17 protein-coding genes are annotated in these 18324 nt (G+C 63.5%); 6 read left to right on the forward strand and 11 right to left on the reverse strand.

All coding sequences use genetic code 11. The features are described from left to right. Positions 1 to 77: 77 nt before the first annotated feature. Positions 78 to 929, forward strand: a complete 852-nt coding sequence (gene ppk2 / locus CAFEA_RS03520; protein ID WP_063938310.1) for a polyphosphate kinase 2 — start codon at positions 78 to 80, stop codon at positions 927 to 929. On the opposite strand, the gene CAFEA_RS03525 is transcribed toward ppk2, so the two are convergent. Both CAFEA_RS03525 and CAFEA_RS03530 read right to left on the reverse strand, forming a co-directional pair. Next, positions 930 to 1496 carry a DNA-3-methyladenine glycosylase gene (locus CAFEA_RS03525; RefSeq protein WP_034999527.1) on the reverse strand — a complete coding sequence of 189 codons (567 nt, stop codon included), beginning with the start codon at positions 1494 to 1496 and terminating at the stop codon, positions 930 to 932. It abuts the gene before it with no gap. Then, positions 1493 to 2269 carry a Cof-type HAD-IIB family hydrolase gene (locus CAFEA_RS03530; RefSeq protein WP_063938312.1) on the reverse strand — a complete coding sequence of 259 codons (777 nt, stop codon included), beginning with the start codon at positions 2267 to 2269 and terminating at the stop codon, positions 1493 to 1495. The genes CAFEA_RS03525 and CAFEA_RS03530 overlap by 4 nt, the downstream gene beginning before the upstream one ends. A gap of 41 nt (positions 2270 to 2310) precedes the next feature. On the opposite strand from CAFEA_RS03530, the gene CAFEA_RS03535 reads away from it, so the two are divergent. Then, positions 2311 to 3294: a 3-hydroxyisobutyryl-CoA hydrolase gene (locus tag CAFEA_RS03535; protein WP_063938452.1), complete on the forward strand. Its 984-nt coding sequence runs from the start codon at positions 2311 to 2313 to the stop codon at positions 3292 to 3294. Positions 3295 to 3302: 8 nt separating this feature from the next. Here CAFEA_RS03535 and CAFEA_RS03540 read toward each other — a convergent pair whose 3' ends face one another. Continuing rightward, positions 3303 to 4703: a histidine-type phosphatase gene (locus CAFEA_RS03540; protein WP_063938314.1), complete on the reverse strand. Its 1401-nt coding sequence runs from the start codon at positions 4701 to 4703 to the stop codon at positions 3303 to 3305. A 451-nt stretch (positions 4704 to 5154) separates the two neighbouring features. On the opposite strand from CAFEA_RS03540, the gene CAFEA_RS03545 reads away from it, so the two are divergent. Both CAFEA_RS03545 and CAFEA_RS03550 read left to right on the forward strand, forming a co-directional pair. Further along, positions 5155 to 6546 carry a glyceraldehyde-3-phosphate dehydrogenase gene (locus tag CAFEA_RS03545; protein ID WP_143313255.1) on the forward strand — a complete coding sequence of 464 codons (1392 nt, stop codon included), beginning with the start codon at positions 5155 to 5157 and terminating at the stop codon, positions 6544 to 6546. An 8-nt stretch (positions 6547 to 6554) separates the two neighbouring features. Next, entirely contained in the window at positions 6555 to 6995 is a 441-nt protein-coding gene (locus CAFEA_RS03550) for a hypothetical protein (protein ID WP_143313250.1), read from the forward strand. On the opposite strand, the gene CAFEA_RS03555 is transcribed toward CAFEA_RS03550, so the two are convergent. The 3 genes from CAFEA_RS03555 to CAFEA_RS03565 all read right to left on the reverse strand — a co-directional run bounded on the left by CAFEA_RS03555 (position 6973) and on the right by CAFEA_RS03565 (position 10345). Further along, complete coding sequence (locus tag CAFEA_RS03555; RefSeq protein ID WP_063938320.1) at positions 6973 to 8103, reverse strand: glycosyltransferase family 4 protein; 1131 nt, start codon at positions 8101 to 8103, stop codon at positions 6973 to 6975. The genes CAFEA_RS03550 and CAFEA_RS03555 overlap by 23 nt on opposite strands. Then, positions 8104 to 9300: an NAD-dependent epimerase/dehydratase family protein gene (locus CAFEA_RS03560; RefSeq protein ID WP_063938322.1), complete on the reverse strand. Its 1197-nt coding sequence runs from the start codon at positions 9298 to 9300 to the stop codon at positions 8104 to 8106. Positions 9301 to 9547: 247 nt separating this feature from the next. Continuing rightward, entirely contained in the window at positions 9548 to 10345 is a 798-nt protein-coding gene (locus CAFEA_RS03565; protein WP_063938324.1) for a hypothetical protein, read from the reverse strand. 144 nt (positions 10346 to 10489) lie between these two features. Between CAFEA_RS03565 and CAFEA_RS03570 the strand changes: the two genes are divergently transcribed. Next, the gene (locus tag CAFEA_RS03570) at positions 10490 to 10849 is read left to right on the forward strand and encodes a DUF2200 family protein (protein WP_063938325.1); all 360 of its coding nucleotides are present in this window, start codon (positions 10490 to 10492) and stop codon (positions 10847 to 10849) included. On the opposite strand, the gene CAFEA_RS03575 is transcribed toward CAFEA_RS03570, so the two are convergent. From CAFEA_RS03575 to CAFEA_RS03590, 4 genes are all read right to left on the reverse strand, one after another. Beyond that, a complete protein-coding gene (locus tag CAFEA_RS03575) occupies positions 10846 to 11433 on the reverse strand; it encodes a TetR family transcriptional regulator (RefSeq protein WP_082855706.1) in 588 nt (195 codons plus the stop codon). The genes CAFEA_RS03570 and CAFEA_RS03575 overlap by 4 nt on opposite strands. Positions 11434 to 11435: 2 nt before the next feature. Next, on the reverse strand, positions 11436 to 13793 hold the full coding sequence (locus tag CAFEA_RS03580) for an MMPL family transporter (protein ID WP_063938327.1): 2358 nt from the start codon (positions 13791 to 13793) through the stop codon (positions 11436 to 11438). A gap of 55 nt (positions 13794 to 13848) precedes the next feature. Further along, positions 13849 to 14979 (reverse strand): ATP-binding protein, encoded by a 1131-nt coding sequence (locus CAFEA_RS03585; RefSeq protein ID WP_159437626.1) that lies wholly within the window; start codon positions 14977 to 14979, stop codon positions 13849 to 13851. Between the two features lie 118 nt (positions 14980 to 15097). Then, positions 15098 to 15274 (reverse strand): hypothetical protein, encoded by a 177-nt coding sequence (locus tag CAFEA_RS03590; protein ID WP_156490105.1) that lies wholly within the window; start codon positions 15272 to 15274, stop codon positions 15098 to 15100. Between the two features lie 125 nt (positions 15275 to 15399). Between CAFEA_RS03590 and CAFEA_RS03595 the strand changes: the two genes are divergently transcribed. After that, positions 15400 to 16905, forward strand: a complete 1506-nt coding sequence (locus CAFEA_RS03595) for a DASS family sodium-coupled anion symporter (protein ID WP_172796729.1) — start codon at positions 15400 to 15402, stop codon at positions 16903 to 16905. Here the strand turns inward: CAFEA_RS03595 and CAFEA_RS03600 are convergent. After that, positions 16902 to 18299 carry a hypothetical protein gene (locus CAFEA_RS03600; RefSeq protein WP_143313251.1) on the reverse strand — a complete coding sequence of 466 codons (1398 nt, stop codon included), beginning with the start codon at positions 18297 to 18299 and terminating at the stop codon, positions 16902 to 16904. The genes CAFEA_RS03595 and CAFEA_RS03600 overlap by 4 nt on opposite strands. Positions 18300 to 18324 lie beyond the last annotated feature (25 nt).

Here is an 18324-nt window from a genome sequence, read left to right on the forward strand (position 1 = left end):
TTGCCTCATGTTGATCTATCTTCTCAGGTTCCAGCGCCTTTTTAGTGCTCACGGCACCTGCGGGTACGGTTACACCCATGAGCCACGACAACAAACCACCGAAACTGTCCAAGAAAGCCTACGAAAAGGAGCTGCTGCGCCTGCAGGCTGAGCTTGTGGCTATGCAACAGTGGGTGGTGGAAAGTGGCGAGCGCTTGGTCATTGTCATGGAAGGCCGAGACGCCGCCGGCAAGGGCTCCGCGATTAAGCGCATCACCCAGTACTTGAATCCTCGCACCTGCCGCATCGAGGCACTGCCGAAGCCGACGGATCGCGAGCAGGGCCAGTGGTACTTCCAGCGTTACGTGGAAAAGCTGCCTACGGCCGGCGAGATCGTCATCTTCGACCGCTCTTGGTACAACCGTGCCGGCGTGGAGCGCGTAATGGGCTTTGCGTCCTCGCAGGAGTACCGGCGGTTTTTGCACCAGGCACCGATCTTCGAGCGCCTGTTGGTCGAAGACGGCATCATGCTGCGCAAATACTGGTTCTCTGTTTCCGACGAGGAGCAGTACAAGCGTTTCAAGTCGCGCCGCAACGATCCGCTGCGTCAGTGGAAACTCTCGCCGATGGACCTGGAGTCCATCACAAAATGGGAGGACTACTCCCGCGCGAAGGACGAGATGTTCGTTCACACCGACATCCCGTCGGCGCCGTGGTACACGGTGGAAAGCGAGGACAAGAAGCGCTCCCGCATCAACGTCATTTCGCACCTTTTGTCCACTATCCCGTACGAGCACACCAAGCCGGACCTGCCGGAGATCCCGGAGCGCCCGGAGACCACGGACTATGAGCGTCCGCCTCGCGAGGAGTTCCGCTATGTCCCCGACGTCGCCGCCGAGCTCGAGGTGGGCAAGCAGTCCAAGAAGAAGAAAAAGAAAAAGAAGAAGTAGCTAGCGCTTCTTTGGCGCGCCCCGTGGGGTGGAGACGGTTTTGTTGCCGGGGATCCAGAACCGCCACGGGGCGTCGGCGTTTTTGGAAATGCCGATGCGTGGGCCGGCCACCCATTCCGGCTCCGCCTCGCGCAGGGTGAGCTCGACCGGCGTGCCGTTGTCTCCCAACTCGAGCCCGAGGGCTCGGCCCAGGTTGCCCGGCCCCCGCGCCAGGTTCTCGTAAGCGATCGGCGCCCGGTCGGGGCGCTGCCGCCGCTCCCGCGCCAAATCCTCGCCGGCGACAACCTCGCCGCCGCGCATGAGGCACCCCTGGCCGTCGCCCTCCGGAGCGCACACGATGTTGCCGTTGTGGTGGATGCCGTAGGAGAAGTACACGTACAACCGCCCGGGCGGACCGAACATCGCCGCGTTGCGCGCCGTTTTACCGCGGTACGTGTGCGCCGCCGGGTCGTCTGCGCCGAGGTACGCCTCGACCTCGGTGAGCCTGATGCTCACCCCGTTGTGCGTGATCACGCACCCAAGCAACTGCGGGGCGACAACGTTAGCGGGCTGTAAAAAGTCGATCATGAGAGCCACTTCGCCAACCTTGCCACGGCCGCGCCGTCCGTGTTGGTGCCCACTACCTCGTCGGCGACGGCTTTGACGTCCTCGTGCGCGTTGCCCATCGCCACGGCGTGCCCGGCGGCGCGCAGCATGCCGAGGTCGTTGAGGTAGTCGCCGAACGCCGCCGTCTCCGACATCGCAACGCCCATCGCCTCGGCCAGCTGGGCGAGTGCCAGGCCCTTGTCGGCGTCCGGGTGCATCAGGTCCACCCAGTGCTTGCCGGAGACCACCGCGCGCAGCTCCGGCACCAGTTCGCGCACCCACGGGTAGGCGTCGCGCTCGGCGTCCGACTCCACGTACAGGGCGATTTTGATGGTGGGGGAGGCGGAGCCGTCGCCAAGCAAGGTGCGCGAGGCGTAGTACTTGTCCACTTCCGCGTCCATGGCGGGCGGCAGGGCGGCGGTGGCGGCGACCGAAGGGGCGCACACCACGGCATTCGCCGCAAACGGCGCGCTGGGCAGGGCGGACAACAACCGCTGCACCGGCGCTTCTGGCAGGGCCGTGGTGGAGACCACCTCGCCGCCGCGCGCAACCACCGCTCCGTTTTCCGCGATGAAGTCCTCGCAATCCGGGAACATTTGCTGCAACGTGGCCAGCTGGCGCCCGGACGCTGGCGCGAGGGTTATCCCGCGCGAGCGCGCGGTCTCCAGCAGTGGCCAAAACGCATCCGGCACACGTCCGTCGCCGTCGAGGAGTGTGCCGTCCATGTCCAACGCTATTAACCGAGGTGTCCGCATTGTCCCCACACTACCGGTGTGATGTGGAACACTGGGAAAGCATGACCGATCTGATCAAGACCGAAGTACGCGAAACCACCGGCGTGATCACCCTGGACCGTCCGAAGGCGTTGAACTCACTCAACCACGAGATGGCCCGCGCCATCGACGCCACGTTGAAGCAGTGGCGTAACGACGATGCCATCGCCCAGGTGGTCGTCCAGTCCGCGGGCAAGCACTTCTGTTCAGGCGGCGATGTGCGCGCCGCGCGCGAGGGCATCCTCGACGGCCGCAGCACTGAGGTCGACGCCTTTTTCGCCGACGAGTACGCCATGAACCTCGACATTGCGAACTACCCCAAGCCCTACATCGCGCTTTGCAACGGTGTGATCATGGGCGGCGGCATGGGCATCTCGGCCCACGGCTCGCACATGGTGGTCACGGAAGATACCTTTGCCTCCATGCCGGAGATGAACATCGGCTACGTCACGGATGTGGGTATGTCCTGGCTGCTGCAGAACCTGCCGAAGCGCCCGTCGCTGCCGCTGGGAAAGTTCCTCGCGCTCACCGGCTACCGTCTCACTCCCGACGACATGCTGGCCACCGGTCTGGCCACGCACAAAGTCGCGTCGCTCGACGGAGTGCTCGACGGCATCGTCGCCGAAGGGCCCGGCTACCTTGACACTGTCGCCATTGCGCCGGGGGAGTCGGAGCTTTTTTCGCTTTACGACGGCATCGAGCACACGTTCCAGGGTTCCTGGGCTGAGATTCAGGAAAATTTGGACGGGGAATTGGCGGAGCTCGTCGCAAAGCGGACGGCGCAGGCATCCCCGTCGGCCCTGGTCGCAGCCGCCGAGCTGTTCGCCGCGAACGCCACGCAGGACCTCGCCGGAGCCCTGGATAACGAACGGCGACTCGGGGCCATGATGACCCGCGAACCCGACTTCGCCGAGGGGGTGCGCGCAGTGCTCGTGGACAAAGACCAGTCCCCGAACTTCGCCCCGCAGCCAGAACCCGGCAAGTACCGGGACGTCCTGCGCAATTAGTTATTGGGCTAGCGGGGCATCAGCCGCGTAATGACCTGCCCACCAAGGCCGAGCAGAGCCCAGACCGAGAAGAAGGCCGCGACGGCAATCGCGATGACTTCGGGCGCGCCCATCTTGCTGGACGACGTTTCTGGCGCCGGAACGGGCGTCGCGGTCTCGGTGAGGCGGGCCTTTGCGTGGTCTGAGGTTGCGCCCAGCGGGAGACAGTCTTCAAGCTCATCGAGCGTGTAGAACATCGAGCCTTCTTCGATCGGCACGCAGCCGGAGTGGAACGGAACTTCGGCCTCGTTGTACAGCATCCGGACAATGGTGTCGTCGTTGTCGTTTTGGAACGCGTCCCATTGAATGTTCGCTCCCATCGGCGTGACCTTGTCGCCACGCCACGAGGAGTTGGAATAGTCCATGACCTGGTTCGCCGGCACGCCCTTCTCCGAGCCCGGCAGTTTCAATAACGCCGCTAGCGGAACGATGGTCTCCGCGTGGCCGAAACGGAACTCGGCCGCGGTGTCACCGCCCTCGGCGCGTTCGCGCACACCGGCGAGCATGTGGTCGAGCAGTGGCGCGAAGTTGTCGTACGAGACCGTTTGGCCTGCGATAGCTGGGCCCTTCTCGTAGTAGTCCTCGACATCGAGAAGGTATGCGAATGTCGGGCCGTCGGACTCATCCATGTATTCGTCGAAGATCCAACCTTCGGCGGGCTTCGCCGGCTCTTCCTCCATGGCTGGGGCAATGATGTACAGGTTGTAGAACTGCAGGGCGGCATCAACGATGCCCTCAACGGTCTTGTCTTTCTTCTCAACGCCGACGAATGCCAGGGTGCCGTTATCGATCGCGTCGATGAACTCCGGCGCGAATATCTTTCCCAGTAGGCTCGTGGCCGCCTCGCGGGATGCGGGTTTTGCGTAGGCTTGCTCCACCTTTTCTTCGAGTACGTCGCCGTCGGCCCACGCTTTGTATGCCTCGTAGCTCGGTGCCGTTTTGTCCTTGTGCGCGTAGAGGAGGTCTCGGCGGGGCTCGAGCTCTACATGGCCGTCGGCCGCACCGTACGTGAGGCTGTCGGTAAGTTCCGGATTGGTTTCAAGCAGGCCCTTGCCGAAGTACCAGCCGGATTCAATCGCGCGGTCCTCACCGGAGGACAGGAAACTAATGGAGTGCTTCTCGCGGTCGACAGCGTCGAACAGTTCCGCGTTGCGCCGCGCGTTGCGCTCGCCGATGCCGTTCAACTCGGCGCGACCGAAGGCAGTGAGGTTGCCGTACCCGCCTTCACCCGGACCAGTCAGTTCGCGGTTAGCTTTGCTCATCGCCTCGACCTGCGGGATGAGGCGTTCGCCGAGTTCTGTGAGCTGACCGCGTTCTTTCGCGGCGGTGAGCATCTGGCCGGCGAGGTCGTCGTACTTGAATGAAGACAACCCTCGCGATCCGTGGCGGTTGACCGAGCTCGTGTAGATCTGCTGAAAACCTTCGGGGGCCTTGCTGTAACTGTCGATGGTTCCGGCAGGGAAGTAGTGCTGCTTTGTGGAATAGTACGTCGCGTTATCGGCGCTGGCAGCCGCAACGTTGCTGACAGCTACAGACGCAGCTACGACTACACATACAGCTCGACGGGAAAATATGGACATGGGAAGCGGGCTCCTTACAGGGGGGGGACAAGGCCACTGCCGACGCTAAACCTCCGAGATGAAGTTAAAGTGAACACACGCTAGGGGATCCTTGCCCGGCGGGTTCGCGCAGGCGCTAAAGTAAGGGGGCGATCACGGGCGAAGAAATTGCCCCCGATTCCCACATACAAAAGGAGCGACGTTGACCGAAACGACCAACCCCCGCGACGAATGGAACCACAAGCTCACCCTCGCGCAGGAGATGCTGCCGCTGATCAGCCGCCTGCACCGCGAGCACAACGCGGCGACCTCGGTCTACGGCCGCCTGCTGGTGGGTGTCACCGACATCGACATCATTAAGGCGCACCGCTACGCCCGCCGCATCGACGAGAAGGAACTCGCGCTCGACGAGACGCTGCCGATCCTGCGCGAACTCGTGGAGATGGACTTGGGCACCGCGTCGATCGATCTGGGCCGCCTGGCCAAGGAGTTCAAGCACTCCGACGAGCAGGACCTGCGCGCCTTCCTCGACCGCGAGCTCGCCGACGTCATCGGCACCTCCTCCGAACTCGAAGCCCGCGACGTCGTGCTCTACGGCTTCGGCCGCATCGGCCGCCTCCTCGCCCGCATCCTGATCGCCCGCGAGGCGATGTACGGCGGCGTGCGCCTGCGTGCCGTGGTGGTGCGCAAGAAGGGCGACATCGACATCATCAAGCGCGCCTCCCTGCTGCGCCGCGACTCCGTGCACGGCGCCTTCAACGGCACCATCACCGTCGACGAGGAGAAGGAAATCATCTGGGCCAACGGCACCCCCATCCAGATGATCTACGCCAACGACCCGGCAGAGATCGACTACACCGCCTACGGCATCGACAACGCCATCGTGGTGGACAACACCGGCGCATGGCGCGACCGCGACGGCCTGTCCAAGCACCTCGAGTCCAAGGGCGTGGACCGCGTCCTGCTTACCGCGCCGGGCAAGGGCGACATCCCGAACATCGTCTACGGCATCAACCAGGACATGATCGGCGACGAGCGCGTCCTGTCCGCCGCGTCCTGCACCACCAACGGCATCACCCCGGTGCTCAAGGTGATCAACGACCGCTACGGCGTCAAGCACGGCCACGTCGAGACCGTCCACTCCTACACCAACGACCAGAACCTGGCGGACAACTTCCACAAGGGCAACCGCCGCGGCCGCGCCGCCGGTCTGAACATGGTGCTCACCGAGACCGGTGCCGCCAAGGCCGTGTCCAAGGCGCTTCCGGAGTTCGAGGGCAAGCTCACCGGCAACGCCATCCGCGTGCCCACCCCGGACGTGTCCATGGCCGTGCTGAACCTGGACCTGGACAAGGAAGTGGAGAAGGACGAGGTGAACAACTTCCTGCGCCGCGTGTCCACCCACTCCAACCTGCGTCAGCAGATCGACTACGTGAACTCGCCCGAGGTCGTCTCCACCGACCTGCTCGGCACCACCCACGCGTCCGTGGTGGACGGCCTGGCCACCATCGCGTCCGGCAACCACCTCGTGCTCTACGTCTGGTACGACAACGAGTACGGCTACTCCCACCAGGTGGTCCGTGTCGTCGAGGACATCGCGGGCGTGCGTCCGCGCGTGTTCCCGGAGCGCAAGGACCCGGCTGAGATCCAGTAGTCATGGTCATGCGCCGAAAGCTCGCCGCCGCAGCCAGCGTGTTCGCGCTGGCTGGCTGCGGCGCGCACGGAACCGAGATGGGGCTGCAGGACGCCGCGCTGGCCGGGGACTTCACCGTCGCGGACGTGGCGGGGCCGGACGTGGAACGCGCCTACGTGTTCTGCCCGTACACGGACAAGGCTGAAGCGCAGCGCCTCGGCTTCGACCCAGGCGACGTGCCCGGCATTGACGATGACGTCCAGGCCTGGGAGACAGCCTCCGGCATCGGGGTGATCGCAGGTGGGCGTGCGGAGATCGAGTGGTTCAACCCGCGCAAAGTCGACGCCTGCGGGCTGGAGGTGGAGCCGTACCAGGAGATCGACCCGGCGGCGACGGTGCGCGGGAGCGCCGAAACCCGCGAGTACGGAGGCGGAGAGACCGCCGAGGTCACCGTTTTGCGCTTCGAATGACCTCGTCGTAGTAGCCCAGCACCGTCTCGGTGGAGGCACGCCACGTCCAGCGCTCCGCCTCGGCGCGCCCGGCGGCGGACATGCGCTCGCGCAGCTCCGGCTGCGTCAAAATACGTTCGATCTGGTCGGCCCAGGCTGTGTCCGGTGCCTCCGGGTCGACCAAGACACCGGTGTCGCCGTCAGCGACCACAAACGGCAGCCCGCCGGCGTTCGCCGCCACCACCGGCACGCCGGATGCAAATGCTTCCAGCGCGGCAAACCCCAAGGTCTCGGTGGTGGAGGGAAACAGCAGCACATCGCCCGAGGCGTAGGCTGCGCTGAGATCCGCCCCAGACAAATACCCGGTGAAGGTGGCCCAGGCGGGCGGGTCGGCGCGGAGCTCGTCGTAAAGCGGGCCCTCGCCCACAAACGCCAGGCGCGCATTGGGCACGCGCTTGCGCACCTCTTCGACGATGGGGACGCAGCGGTCCACGGATTTCTCGGCCGAGATGCGGCCGACGAAGATGACCAGGGGGTCGTCCGGATGGCCGTCGGAAAGCAGGCTGCGCATCTTTCGGGTGCGCGCTTCCGGGGTGAAGCTTTCCGTATCCACCGCCTTCGGCCATAGCCGCACGTTGTCGATGCCGTAGTCGGCGGCCTTGTCCATCATCGGGCCCGAGGTCACCATGTTCAGCCCGGCGCGGCCGTGGAAGGTGCGAAGCCCCCACTCGGCGATTGGCTTCACCCACGGGATGCCGAGTTTCAGGCAGTACTCCGGCACGTCGGTATGAAACGAGGCGACGACGGGGTAGCGGCGCGCCACCACCAACGTGGACCAGCCAGCCGTCCAGATGGGGTTGACGGCGTGCACGACGTCCGGGTTGAACTCGCGCAGGCGACGGTAGGTTTTCGGGCCCAGCATGCCGTGCTTGACCTCCGGGTACACCTTCAAGCTGTGCGAGCGGATCGGCACAACCTCAAAGCCCGCGTACTCGGCGGGCGGGTTACCGGGCGCGAAGATGAGCACCTCGTGGCCCAGCGCCGCCAACTGGTCCAAGTGGCGGGTGGTGCGGGTGACCACGCCGTCGATTTTGGGCAGGAAGACCTCGGTGAGAAGCGCGATGCGCATCTACTTCTCGCCCTGCGGCACGCCGGCGGACTGCGCGGCGGTCCACAACGAGCGCGCCGGGATCTTCGAGCGGTCCGCGCGGTCGGCGTACTTTTTCGCCACGTCTTCGACCTCCACCAGCAGGCCTTCTTCCAGCTTCGTCGGCTCCAGGCCGAGATCGAGGAAGGCGTCGTTGACCACGTGGAGTTCGTTCTCCGCGGACTCCTTGCGCGGGTTGGGCACCATCTGCACCTCGGCGTCCGCGATCTTTGCGACGAGCTCCGCCAGATCCCGCACCCTGTGCGTCTCCGTCATCTGGTTGAAGATCTTCACGCGCTCGCCGCGCGCCGGTGGGTTCTCCACCGCCAGCTGGATGCAGCGCGCCATGTCGCGGATGTGGATGAACGCGCGGGTCTGCCCGCCGGTGCCGTGCACGGTCAGCGGGTAGCCGATAGCGGCCTGCATGAGGAAGCGGTTGAGCACGGTGCCGTAGTCGCCGTCGTAGTCGAAACGGTTGATCAGGCGCTCGTCGCGAAGCGTCTGCGGGGTGTGGGTGCCCCAGATGATGCCCTGGTGCAGGTCCGTGATCCGCAGCTCGTCGTTCTTGGCGTAGTACGCAAACAGGTGCTGGTCCAACACCTTGGTCATGTGGTAGATCGAGCCCGGGTTGGTGGGGTAGAGGATCTGCTGTTCCACAATGCCGTTTTCGCCCGCGTCCACCTGCACATCAAGGTAGCCCTCCGGGATTTTCATGCCGGCGGTGCCGTAGCCGTAGACTCCCATGGTGCCCAGGTGCACGACGTGGATGTCTTGGCCGGATTCCACGATCGCGGTGAGCAGGTTGTGTGTGGCGTTGACGTTGTTGTCCACGGTGTAGCGCTTGTTGCGCGGGGACTTCATAGAGTACGGCGCGGCGCGCTGCTCGGCGAAGTGGATCACCGTGTCCGGCTCGTAATCCTTCAGGAAAGCCAGCAGTGCGTCGTAGTCCTGGGCTACGTCGATGTTTTCGTAGCCGATCGTATTGCCGGAGACCTCGTTCCAGGCCGACAGCCGCTCGTCGATAGTCGCGATCGGCGTCAGCGACTCCGCGTCGAGCTCTTCGTCGATGCGGCGCCGCGACAGGTTGTCCACGATCGTGACCTCGTGTCCGAGGTCTGAAAGGTGCAGGGACGCGGGCCAGCCACAGAATCCGTCGCCGCCCAGAACTGCAATTTTCACTAAAACTCACCTTTCTACGAGCGTATTTCCACATACGTTACCGCTGTCTGCGAACGGACGTTGGACGAACCCTCCAAAGACTACTTCAGCCCTCATACAATCCGGGATGCGCATCGCCTACCGATGACCGAAGGAGCTCTCATAGCGAAGTGCGTCGTCGTGCCCGCGCTCGAGGAGTCGCCCCCTTCGCCTCGATCGCTTGGGGCCGACGAGCGTGTGCCACCCAAACACCGTATGGAAAGACTCGCTACGATGCCTGCTCCCCGTAGTAGCGCTTCAGGTACGCGATAGCCTGGTCGATGGCGTGGTGGGTGTCCACCGCCTCCATCGACGGCAGGCCCTCGGAACGGAACTGCGGGCCCAGGTTCTTAAACGGGCTGATGGTGCGATCTTCGTGCATGGCCGCGTGGATGGACTCTAGGATGTCGTTGATCCTGCGCGCGACGATTTTCTTCTGGGCGCGGTTGAAGGTGGGTGGGGCGAAGGGGTTGTCGTCGATAAGCATGTGCCCCGAAAGCCTGCTCACGCGCGGGTCGAACGCGAACACCGCAACCGGGAACGTGAAATCAGAATTCATGTTCGGGCGGAACTCGATGCAAAACGTGGTGTAAAGCGCGTTGTCCTGCGAATCCTGCAGCATCGCCACCGTGGCGGTAGTCATGTCCTCCGCCTCGAACGATGCCCGGCGCTTCAGCGCGAACGCGGGGTCCTGCGGCTCGGTGATTTTCACCGTTTTGTCGTCGAGCGCGACGAGGATGCGGCCCAGCTCGGCGACCACGTTCGCGGCGTCTTCGGACGAGTACCACTCGGGCGCCTGTGGGCTGCCGGGCTGCAGCATCGCCAGTTCAACCTCGTGGGAGTCGATGTCGTGCACGATCACGGCGACGCGCAGGCCGGTGTCGATGACGTAGTCGGCGTCTAAGTGGCGGGCGATGTCTTCGTCGAAGTACGGGTCGTCCTGCTCGAGCCCGAGGTCGTCGGCGAGGTCCGCCGCCTCGTCGTCGTAGGTGTCCAGGTAGTACAGCTCGTAGGTATCAAATCGCATGGGTCCCCCCTAGGTTTCGTGCGGCAGCCCCCTGCTCCCGCTTATCGACGACACTAAAGTCCGCCACCTGCCCGCGCAAGAGATCCCGTGCTCATGAAAATGCGCACTGGCGGTGGAACCGGTGCGGGCAATAACGTTGCGCGTATGGATGAGCAAGCGAAGTTGGAGCGGGTCTATAGCTACCCGTTCGGCGACATTTACGGCAACTACCTGACCAAAGTGGAGCGAAAGGGCCACAGCCGCGACGAGCTGGATGACGTGCTCGGCTGGTTCACCGGGCTCGCGCCAGGCGAGCTGAAGGCGGCGGCGGAGTCGGATAAGACGCTGCGTGACTTCTTCGACGCGATCGCGCTCAACGCGAACGCCGATTTGATCACAGGGAAGGTGTGCGGCGTGCGCGTCGAGGAGGTCGAGCAGGACCTCATGCGCAAGATCCGCCAGATGGACCTGCTTGTCGACGAGCTGGCCCGCGGCAAGAAGATCACCAACATTAAGCGCGGCTAGCGCATGTCGCGTAGCACCTCGAATGCGCGTCGGACCAGAGCACGGCCGTCGTCAGCTGCGCGTGGCTCTGGCAGGGCCAAGTATGTCTTGACCGCGGTGGCGCCCGCGATGCCGTAGGCGTTGAGCAGCACTTCGGCGTCGAATGCTGTCGCGCCGGGGGTGCGCCCGCGGATACTCGCGACCATCGGCTGTGCGATTTCGCGCATGGTCTCCTCAGCAGGGGGCGCCGCGGACTCCGCGCGGGTGCGATCACTCAGCAGCACGAGAGTGGATGCAGAGTAGAGCTCGAGGCCGTCCTCCTCGAGCGCGTCGATGATGATCGCCTCAATGGCTTCGGCAGCCGAGAGTTGCTCCGGCAGAGCCACGATCTGCTCGGCGATGGTAGCGAACACTTTGCGCAGGAACTCTTCCAGCGCTTCGTCGATGTCTGCGAAATAATTGTGGAAGGTCCGCGGGGACACGCCCGCACGCTCGGAGACTCGCGCGACGGTGGCGGCGGCCGTACCCTCTTCGAGCAGCAGGGCCGCGGCCGCCTCCGAGATGGCGCGCCGAGTCGCGGCCTTCTTCCCCTCGCGCAGGCTCATAGCTACACCTTAACCGGCTCAGCGCCTGGAGTTTCGTTGTGGTGCAGCTTCTCGCCCTCGATATCCAGATTCGGCAGCGCCTTGTCCAGCCAGCCGGGGATCTTCCAGGCGCGATTGTCCAGAATGTACATCGTGGCCGGGATCAGGGTCATGCGGACCACGAAGGCGTCGATAAGCACACCCGCGGCGAGCGCGAAGCCCATGGCCTTGATGAACGGCTCATCGATGAGCACGAACGCCGCGAACACCGAGATCATGATCAGCGCAGCCGCCGTGACCACGCGCGCACCGTGCTTGTAGCCGTTGGCCACCGCGTTGCCGGCGGTCTTGCCGCGGGAGACGTACCCCTCACGCATGCGGGTGACCAGGAAGACTTGGTAGTCCATGGCCAAGCCGAAGGTCAGGCCGATGAGCATGATGGGCAGGAAGGACAACAGTGGCTGCGGGTCGTCGATGAGGCCGAACATACCCTCCTGGAAGATGGCCACGGTCACGCCGAACGTCGCAGCCATGGACAGCCCGAAGCCGAGCGCGGCGATCAGCGGGACCCACAGGGAACGGAACACCAGCATGAGGACGATGAACGCAAGCCCCAGGACAATGGCGATGTAGGGCACCAGCACGTCGGAAAGCATCTGCGAGATGTCGTCGAAGATCGGCGTGATTCCGGTGATGCCGAAGGTTGCGCCGGTTTCGTCCTCGAACGGCTGCTTGAACTCGCGCAGGCGCTCCAAGGTGTCGGTCGTAGCCTGGTCGGTCGCGCCCGAGTCCGGCGTGATCAGGATTTGGGCAGCGTCGAAGTTCTCAGTGGACTGGACGATCTGCGCGTTGACCACGCCCTCGGTGCCGGCGAAGTCCTGTAGCAGCGTCTGGTAGGCGCGCATGCGGTCTTGCTCATCGATATCGGCGGTGTCCACGTACGCGATCATGGGGGCATTGCGGCCGTGACCGAAGGCGTCGTCGATAAGCTCGTACGCTTCGCGCTGCGGGGAGCCCAGCTTGGCAGTGCCGTCCGTCGGCATGGCCAGGCGCAGGTTGGCGGCGGGGATAGCGAGGATGCCCAGCAGCACAACACCGGCAATGAGGTTCAGCCACGGGCGCTTACGAATCTGGCGGGCCCAGAGCAGGCCCATGGTCGGCTTTTCGTCCTCCGGGTCCGGCACCTTCGGGCCGGGAATTCGGATCGCGAACGCGCGGGAACCCAGCAAACCGAGCAAAGACGGCAGGAACGTCAGCGCCACCAGAACTGCAATGGCGACAGTCGCCGCGGCGGCAAGTGCCATGGCGGTCAGGAACGGGATGCGGATGATCGATAGTGCGGCCAGCGCAATAAGCACAGTCGTGCCGGCGAAGACGACGGAACCGCCCGCGGTACCCAGCGCCATGCCCATGGCGTGGGCGCGCTTCGCCTTATCCATCTTCTTCAGCTCCTGCGCGAGTTCCTTAGGTGAGAGATCGTTGAGGCCGGAGGACGAAATCAGCTCGTTGCGAAAGCGCGCGACGATGAACAGGGAGTAGTCGATGCCCACGGCAAGCCCGATCATGGACGCCAGCGTCGGGGTCATGTCGGAGATCGAGTCGGTGAACAGGGTGCCCAGCTGCACGCCGAGGATGCCCACGCCCACGCCAATAACAGCGGCGATCAACGGCAGACCGGCTGCTACCAGGGAGCCGAAGGTGACTAGCAGCACGATCGCGGCAACCGCCATGCCGATAAGCTCGGAGGTGCCGTCCATTTCCCCGGCACTGCTGAACGCGTTGCCGTTGTACTTCACGGTGAGCTCGGAGTCGTCGTAACGTTCGAGAATGCCCTCGACCTCATCGAGGGTCTCCGCCGGGATTTCCATGATGTTGTCCTCAGCGAACGTGACGGACACAGTGCCGGTGGTTCCGTCCGGGTTCAGCGGCGACAGTGCCGCGATGTCAGCGTCGATCTGCTCCTGGGGCATACCCTGGGCCGCCTTAGCTTCGCTCATCTGCTTGGCCATGCCGCCGGCGGCGAGGACTGGGTTGACAATCGCGTCTGGATCGCGGAAATAGCCGGTGGCCTTGAGCTCGTCGAGCATCGCGTCGACCTCGGCCATCACCTCCGGGTCCTTCAGCGTCTTCTCCTCCGGTGCCTTGACCACGACGGTGCCGGAGGGCACGCTCATCGCGTCCTCGTCGGTGCCGAAGCGCTCGTTCATCTCCTCCTGCGTGACGGTGGAATCCATATCAGGCATGGAAAATGTGGGGCTGGGGGATTTTGCAAAGTTCACGGCGCCGAAACCGAGGGCGGCCAAAAGGATCAGCCAGACGGCCAAGAACGGCCAGACTTTTTTGTATGACCAGCTGCCGAGCCGGTAGAGGAATTCAGACATGTTGCACACAGTACGCAAAATTGCGCAGTTCGTGCAATATCTTAGGGTAGGGGTGCTAATCCCAGCCGGTGTCGCGCGTGCTGCGCTGGTTGAGGTGGTGGCCCATGTGAGGGATGACAAAGTTGAGCAGACCCCGGCGAGGGGAGTAGATCAGTTCCCGGTCGATAAGCTTCTGCCGCACCATGGAGACTTGCTGAACGCGTTTGCCCAGTTGCTGTGCGATGGCCGCGCTTGGTACCGCCTGCTGACCCTCCTGTACCTCGGCCATCGCTTCGAGGTATGCGAGCTCGGCGGCGGGCAGGTGCAGCAGCGCTGGTTGGTGGACTAAATCGCCCAGTGTTTTCAACACGTCTGGGGTCACTGCCGCGAGGTCGTCGTGGGAGACCGGCTGGTCCCGGCGGTTAGCACGCTCGAATAGGTGGTAGCCGAGGAGCTGGATCAAAAAGGGGTAGCCGCGGGTCAGCGCCGCGGCGTCCGTAAGTACCCCGTTGGGGATCTCCACGCCACCTTGCGCGGCGGTATCCCGAAGCACCGTCAGCGTTTCAGCTGGTGTCATTGGGGCGAGCACGGCGTGCTGAGCGCGGCGCAGGAACGTGGTCCCCGGGTGCTGCAGTAGTGACTCCACGCCGTCAGGCAATCCGGCGGCGGCGAAGGCGATGTCGCGCCCGTCCCGGCGCAGATCCTGAACCGCGGCCGTGAGTTGCCACAACTCTTTCGCGTTGACGCTTTGAACTTCGTCGAGGGTAATTAGTACGCCGGATTCGGGCGGCAGCTCATCGCAAAGCGTGTTCAGCGAACCGATCAAGGAGGGAGCCGGCTTGTCCCCTGGGGCGGCAGTGGTGGAAAACCCGCCGATGCCGGAGACCGTCACGCCTGAAATTCGGCGCCGGCCCGGATCCTGCTGCCGGAGTGTGGCGAGCGCCTGCGGGATCACGGTCGCAACTAGCGGTTCGATCAGCTCGTACGGCTGAGCGCGCAACACGATCCAGCCATGGCTGGCGGCTTCGTCTTCGAGCTCGTTGAGCGCGACCGTCTTACCGATGCCACGTGGCCCCGAAACGAGCAGGGTTCGCCGCGGGTCGCCGGGCCCGCCGTCCAGGCCGGCGCCGAAGTTACGTGTCAGGCTGTCGTCGCCACCGAGCACGACGGGGGAAACACCAAATGTGGGAATGAAAGGATTTCGCAACAGAACCTCCATGAGTCTTTAGACTCTTTATACACGCGGAGGTCTTTATACTCTTTATACTCTTTATACTCGCAGCTCGGTGACGTTTTCCTGTGGAGTTCGCGGTTTTGTGAGGTTGTTACAGCAGGACGGATACGCCGCGCACGATCGAGTCCCACAGCCCGATCACCGAAAAGCTCAGCGCGTTCAGCGAATCCTGCCAGGACGCCGGCAAGAAGTTGTCGGTGGTCAGCATCGTGCGCAGATCCTCCGCACCGTGGTGCATGTTGTAGTTCAGCTGCGAGCTCAGATTCATGGCAGCGATGCTACCCCCAGCACGGCCGCGCGCCCCCGGTGAACCGTACAAACATCCCATTTTGCAGGCTTTATAGGAGTGACTAGCGTCAGGTATATAACAACCGAATTAAGGAGGGGCACGCAGTGGCTACAGCAGTCACACCAGCAGCTAACTCAGAGCAACAACCTGTGGAAAAGGAACGCAACACCGGCAAGGTCATCGCGTTCATCTTGGCGTTTGTGGCACTCGGGGTGGTGATGATGCTGCCGATTGCGGGCCTGGCCATGCCGGCGAAAATCGCGCTCGGCATGCTCGCCTTCGCCGTGATCATGTGGGTCACGGAAGCGGTGTCCTACTCGGTTTCCGCCGTGATCATCGTCGGCCTCATTGCGATCCTGCTCACCTTCGCCACCGACCCCGAGACCGGTCAGGCGGTCGGCGCCTCGAAGGGCTTGAGCATCGCGATGAGCGGATTCTCCTCGTCTGCGGTGGCGCTCGTCGGTGCCGCGCTCGCGCTGGCGACAGCGATGCAGGCCACGGGGCTGCACCGCAGGCTGGCGCTCTACGTGCTGAAGACTGCGGGAGAGAAGGTCTCCAACATCGTCATCGGCGCGATCGTCATCTCCATCATTCTGGCGTTTTTCGTCCCGTCCGCAACGGCGCGCGCCGGCGCCGTCGTGCCGATTCTCATGGGCATGGTCGCCGCGTTCGGCCTGGCCAAGGAGTCGAAACTGGCGGCGCTGTTGGTCATCACCGCGACGCAGGCGGTGTCCATTTGGAACGTCGGCATCAAAACTGCCGCGGCACAGAACCTGGTAGCCGTCGGCTTCATCGAAGACCAGCTGGAACAGACCATCTCCTGGGGTCAGTGGTTCTTGTGGGCCGCGCCGTGGTCTGTGCTGATGTCGATCGCGCTGTTTTTCATCATGCGCTGGGCGATCAAGCCGGAGGCTGAGGCGATCGAGGGCGGGCGTGGGCTCGTCGAAAAGCAGCTTGCAGAGATGGGGCCGATGACCGGCGCCGAGAAGCGCCTCACCGCAATTGCCGTTGCGCTGCTGCTGTTCTGGGCGACGGAAGGCGTGCTGCACCCGATCAGCTCCGCCACCATCACCATCGTCGCGGTGGGCATCATGCTCACCCCGATCATCGGCGTGATGGATTGGAAATACGCCCAAGAACACATCAATTGGGGCACCCTGGTCGTATTCGCCGCCGGTATCTCGCTGGGTAAGTTCCTGCTGGACACAGGCGCGGCGACCTGGTTGTCGGAGGCGACGTTCGGCGCCATCGGCCTCGCGTCCATGCCGATCATCGCCACGATCGCGCTGGTGAGCCTGTTTAACATCCTTATCCACTTGGGGTTCGCCTCGGCGACCTCGCTGGCATCCGCGCTGATCCCGGTGTTCATCGCGCTGGCGGCCACCCTGGACGTGCCCAACAACGGCATCGGCTTCGTGATCATCCAGCAGTTCGTCATCTGCTTCGGCTTCCTGCTGCCGGTCTCCGCGCCGCAGAACATGCTGGCCTACGGCACCGGCGCGTTCACCTCCAAGCAGTTCCTGCGCACCGGCATTCCGCTGACGATCGTGGGCTACCTGCTCATCCTGTTGTTGTCGGCGACCTACTGGAACTGGATCGGTCTGCTCTAACAGGGGTCGTCGGTCCCAAGCACAGCGGCGACGTGGTACTCGGTACTGACCGCAAGCGGTGTGGAGCGTGCATCGAAAAGGCGCTGAGCGCGGCCGGCGACCTCAGCAGCAAGAGCGACCTCATCCGCCGATTCCGCTCCCACTGCTGCAGCGGTCAGTGTTCGCGCGAGCGCGAACACGCGCATGAGTCGGGGAATTGCGTTCGCGTACACGGCGCCAGTCACTGCAACCGCGTCGGGTTCCGTTTCCATCAACACATCGCGCGCGGCACAAAGCAGCGAAATAGCCTTTGCTGCGTCATCCACGTTTCCGTATGAAAACCAATTCAGGACAATTTCGTGGGGCTGAAATGCTAGGTGAGGTGAGGGCGCGCAACCCTCAAAATCGGGGACTACCAAGCAGCCCTCGGTGGTGACGTCAAGCGGGAGTGCGATCTCTTCTCTTCGCTTCACTACCGGAATGGCTTTGTCCAGGCCGATGAGCTCTTCTTCGCCTATGTCGGTGACCGCATAAGCCACCCTCTCACCGATGACTACGGGTTTTGTGAACTCGAAGACCACGTTATCCACATATTCGATGAGCTCTTTCGGGATGTCTTCGACGAGCATGTAGCTGTATTCGCCCCAGAAAGGGTTGATGATGCCGAGTTCCCGGAACCGCTCGAATTGCCGTTTTCTTGCGTTGCCATCAAGGTCGGTCGTCTGCAGACCCATCCGCCAGTACATGAGCAGCTGCAACTTCCACTCGGGCCGAAACTCGCGCGATTGGGCGCATTTGAGGTCTAGAAGTTGATGTTCGGTCGCGAGATCGTATTCGCCGCTGGTTACTTTTTGGGTGTGGTATCCGTCGATTAGCACGTGCGCGTTGGTGACCCTGGAACCTAACTGGGCCAGTTGCTTTTCTGCCACCCACACCGCGGCGTTGAACAGGCTGACGTGAAACTCGTTGAGGGAATCGGCCCACTCAATTAGTGCGAACGCCTCGTCTTCGATGCCGGGATCAATGAAACCAAACCGGTGTTGTGCGAGCCCGCACGCTTTGCCGATTGCGCGCATTACGTCGATTGGGATGAACATGTCGTCGGCTTCGAAAAACGCGCTGCGTTTAACTCCGATCGGTTTACGTTTTTGGCGGAACTCGGCTGTTAACTCGTGGTGCACGGCGCGTGCCACGCTGTTGTCCGCCAATTCGTCTTCGAGGAGAAACTCTAGGGCCGTTTCTAAGCCGAGGGGATGTCCGAAGTTGGCGCCAGGCCGGCAGAGTTCGAGCCGTAGCGCGAGCTCAATGATCGAGCCCATCCAGTTGCGCGGCTCGTTTTCCAATGACCTTCGCTGTTTCGGTGTCATCGTCGGACCTTCGACCGGCCGGCAGTGCAGCTCGATGGATTCCAGCAAGCGTTCACACTCGGGACTTCGGGCT

Source organism: Corynebacterium afermentans subsp. afermentans (genome assembly GCF_030408355.1).
In the GTDB taxonomy this organism is placed as follows: domain Bacteria; phylum Actinomycetota; class Actinomycetes; order Mycobacteriales; family Mycobacteriaceae; genus Corynebacterium; species Corynebacterium afermentans.

Coding starts and splice junctions, on each gene's coding strand:
- CAFEA_RS03550 (WP_143313250.1), top strand. CDS start 6,555: ATGCGCCGAAAGCTCGCCGCCGCAGCCAGCGTGTTCGCGCTGGCTGGC.
- CAFEA_RS03570 (WP_063938325.1), top strand. CDS start 10,490: ATGGATGAGCAAGCGAAGTTGGAGCGGGTCTATAGCTACCCGTTCGGC.
- ppk2 (WP_063938310.1), top strand. CDS start 78: ATGAGCCACGACAACAAACCACCGAAACTGTCCAAGAAAGCCTACGAA.
- CAFEA_RS03590 (WP_156490105.1), bottom strand. CDS start 15,274: ATGAATCTGAGCTCGCAGCTGAACTACAACATGCACCACGGTGCGGAG.
- CAFEA_RS03580 (WP_063938327.1), bottom strand. CDS start 13,793: ATGTCTGAATTCCTCTACCGGCTCGGCAGCTGGTCATACAAAAAAGTC.
- CAFEA_RS03530 (WP_063938312.1), bottom strand. CDS start 2,269: ATGCGGACACCTCGGTTAATAGCGTTGGACATGGACGGCACACTCCTC.
- CAFEA_RS03535 (WP_063938452.1), top strand. CDS start 2,311: ATGACCGATCTGATCAAGACCGAAGTACGCGAAACCACCGGCGTGATC.
- CAFEA_RS03575 (WP_082855706.1), bottom strand. CDS start 11,433: ATGAGCCTGCGCGAGGGGAAGAAGGCCGCGACTCGGCGCGCCATCTCG.
- CAFEA_RS03525 (WP_034999527.1), bottom strand. CDS start 1,496: ATGATCGACTTTTTACAGCCCGCTAACGTTGTCGCCCCGCAGTTGCTT.
- CAFEA_RS03545 (WP_143313255.1), top strand. CDS start 5,155: ATGCTGCCGCTGATCAGCCGCCTGCACCGCGAGCACAACGCGGCGACC.
- CAFEA_RS03555 (WP_063938320.1), bottom strand. CDS start 8,103: ATGCGCATCGCGCTTCTCACCGAGGTCTTCCTGCCCAAAATCGACGGC.
- CAFEA_RS03565 (WP_063938324.1), bottom strand. CDS start 10,345: ATGCGATTTGATACCTACGAGCTGTACTACCTGGACACCTACGACGAC.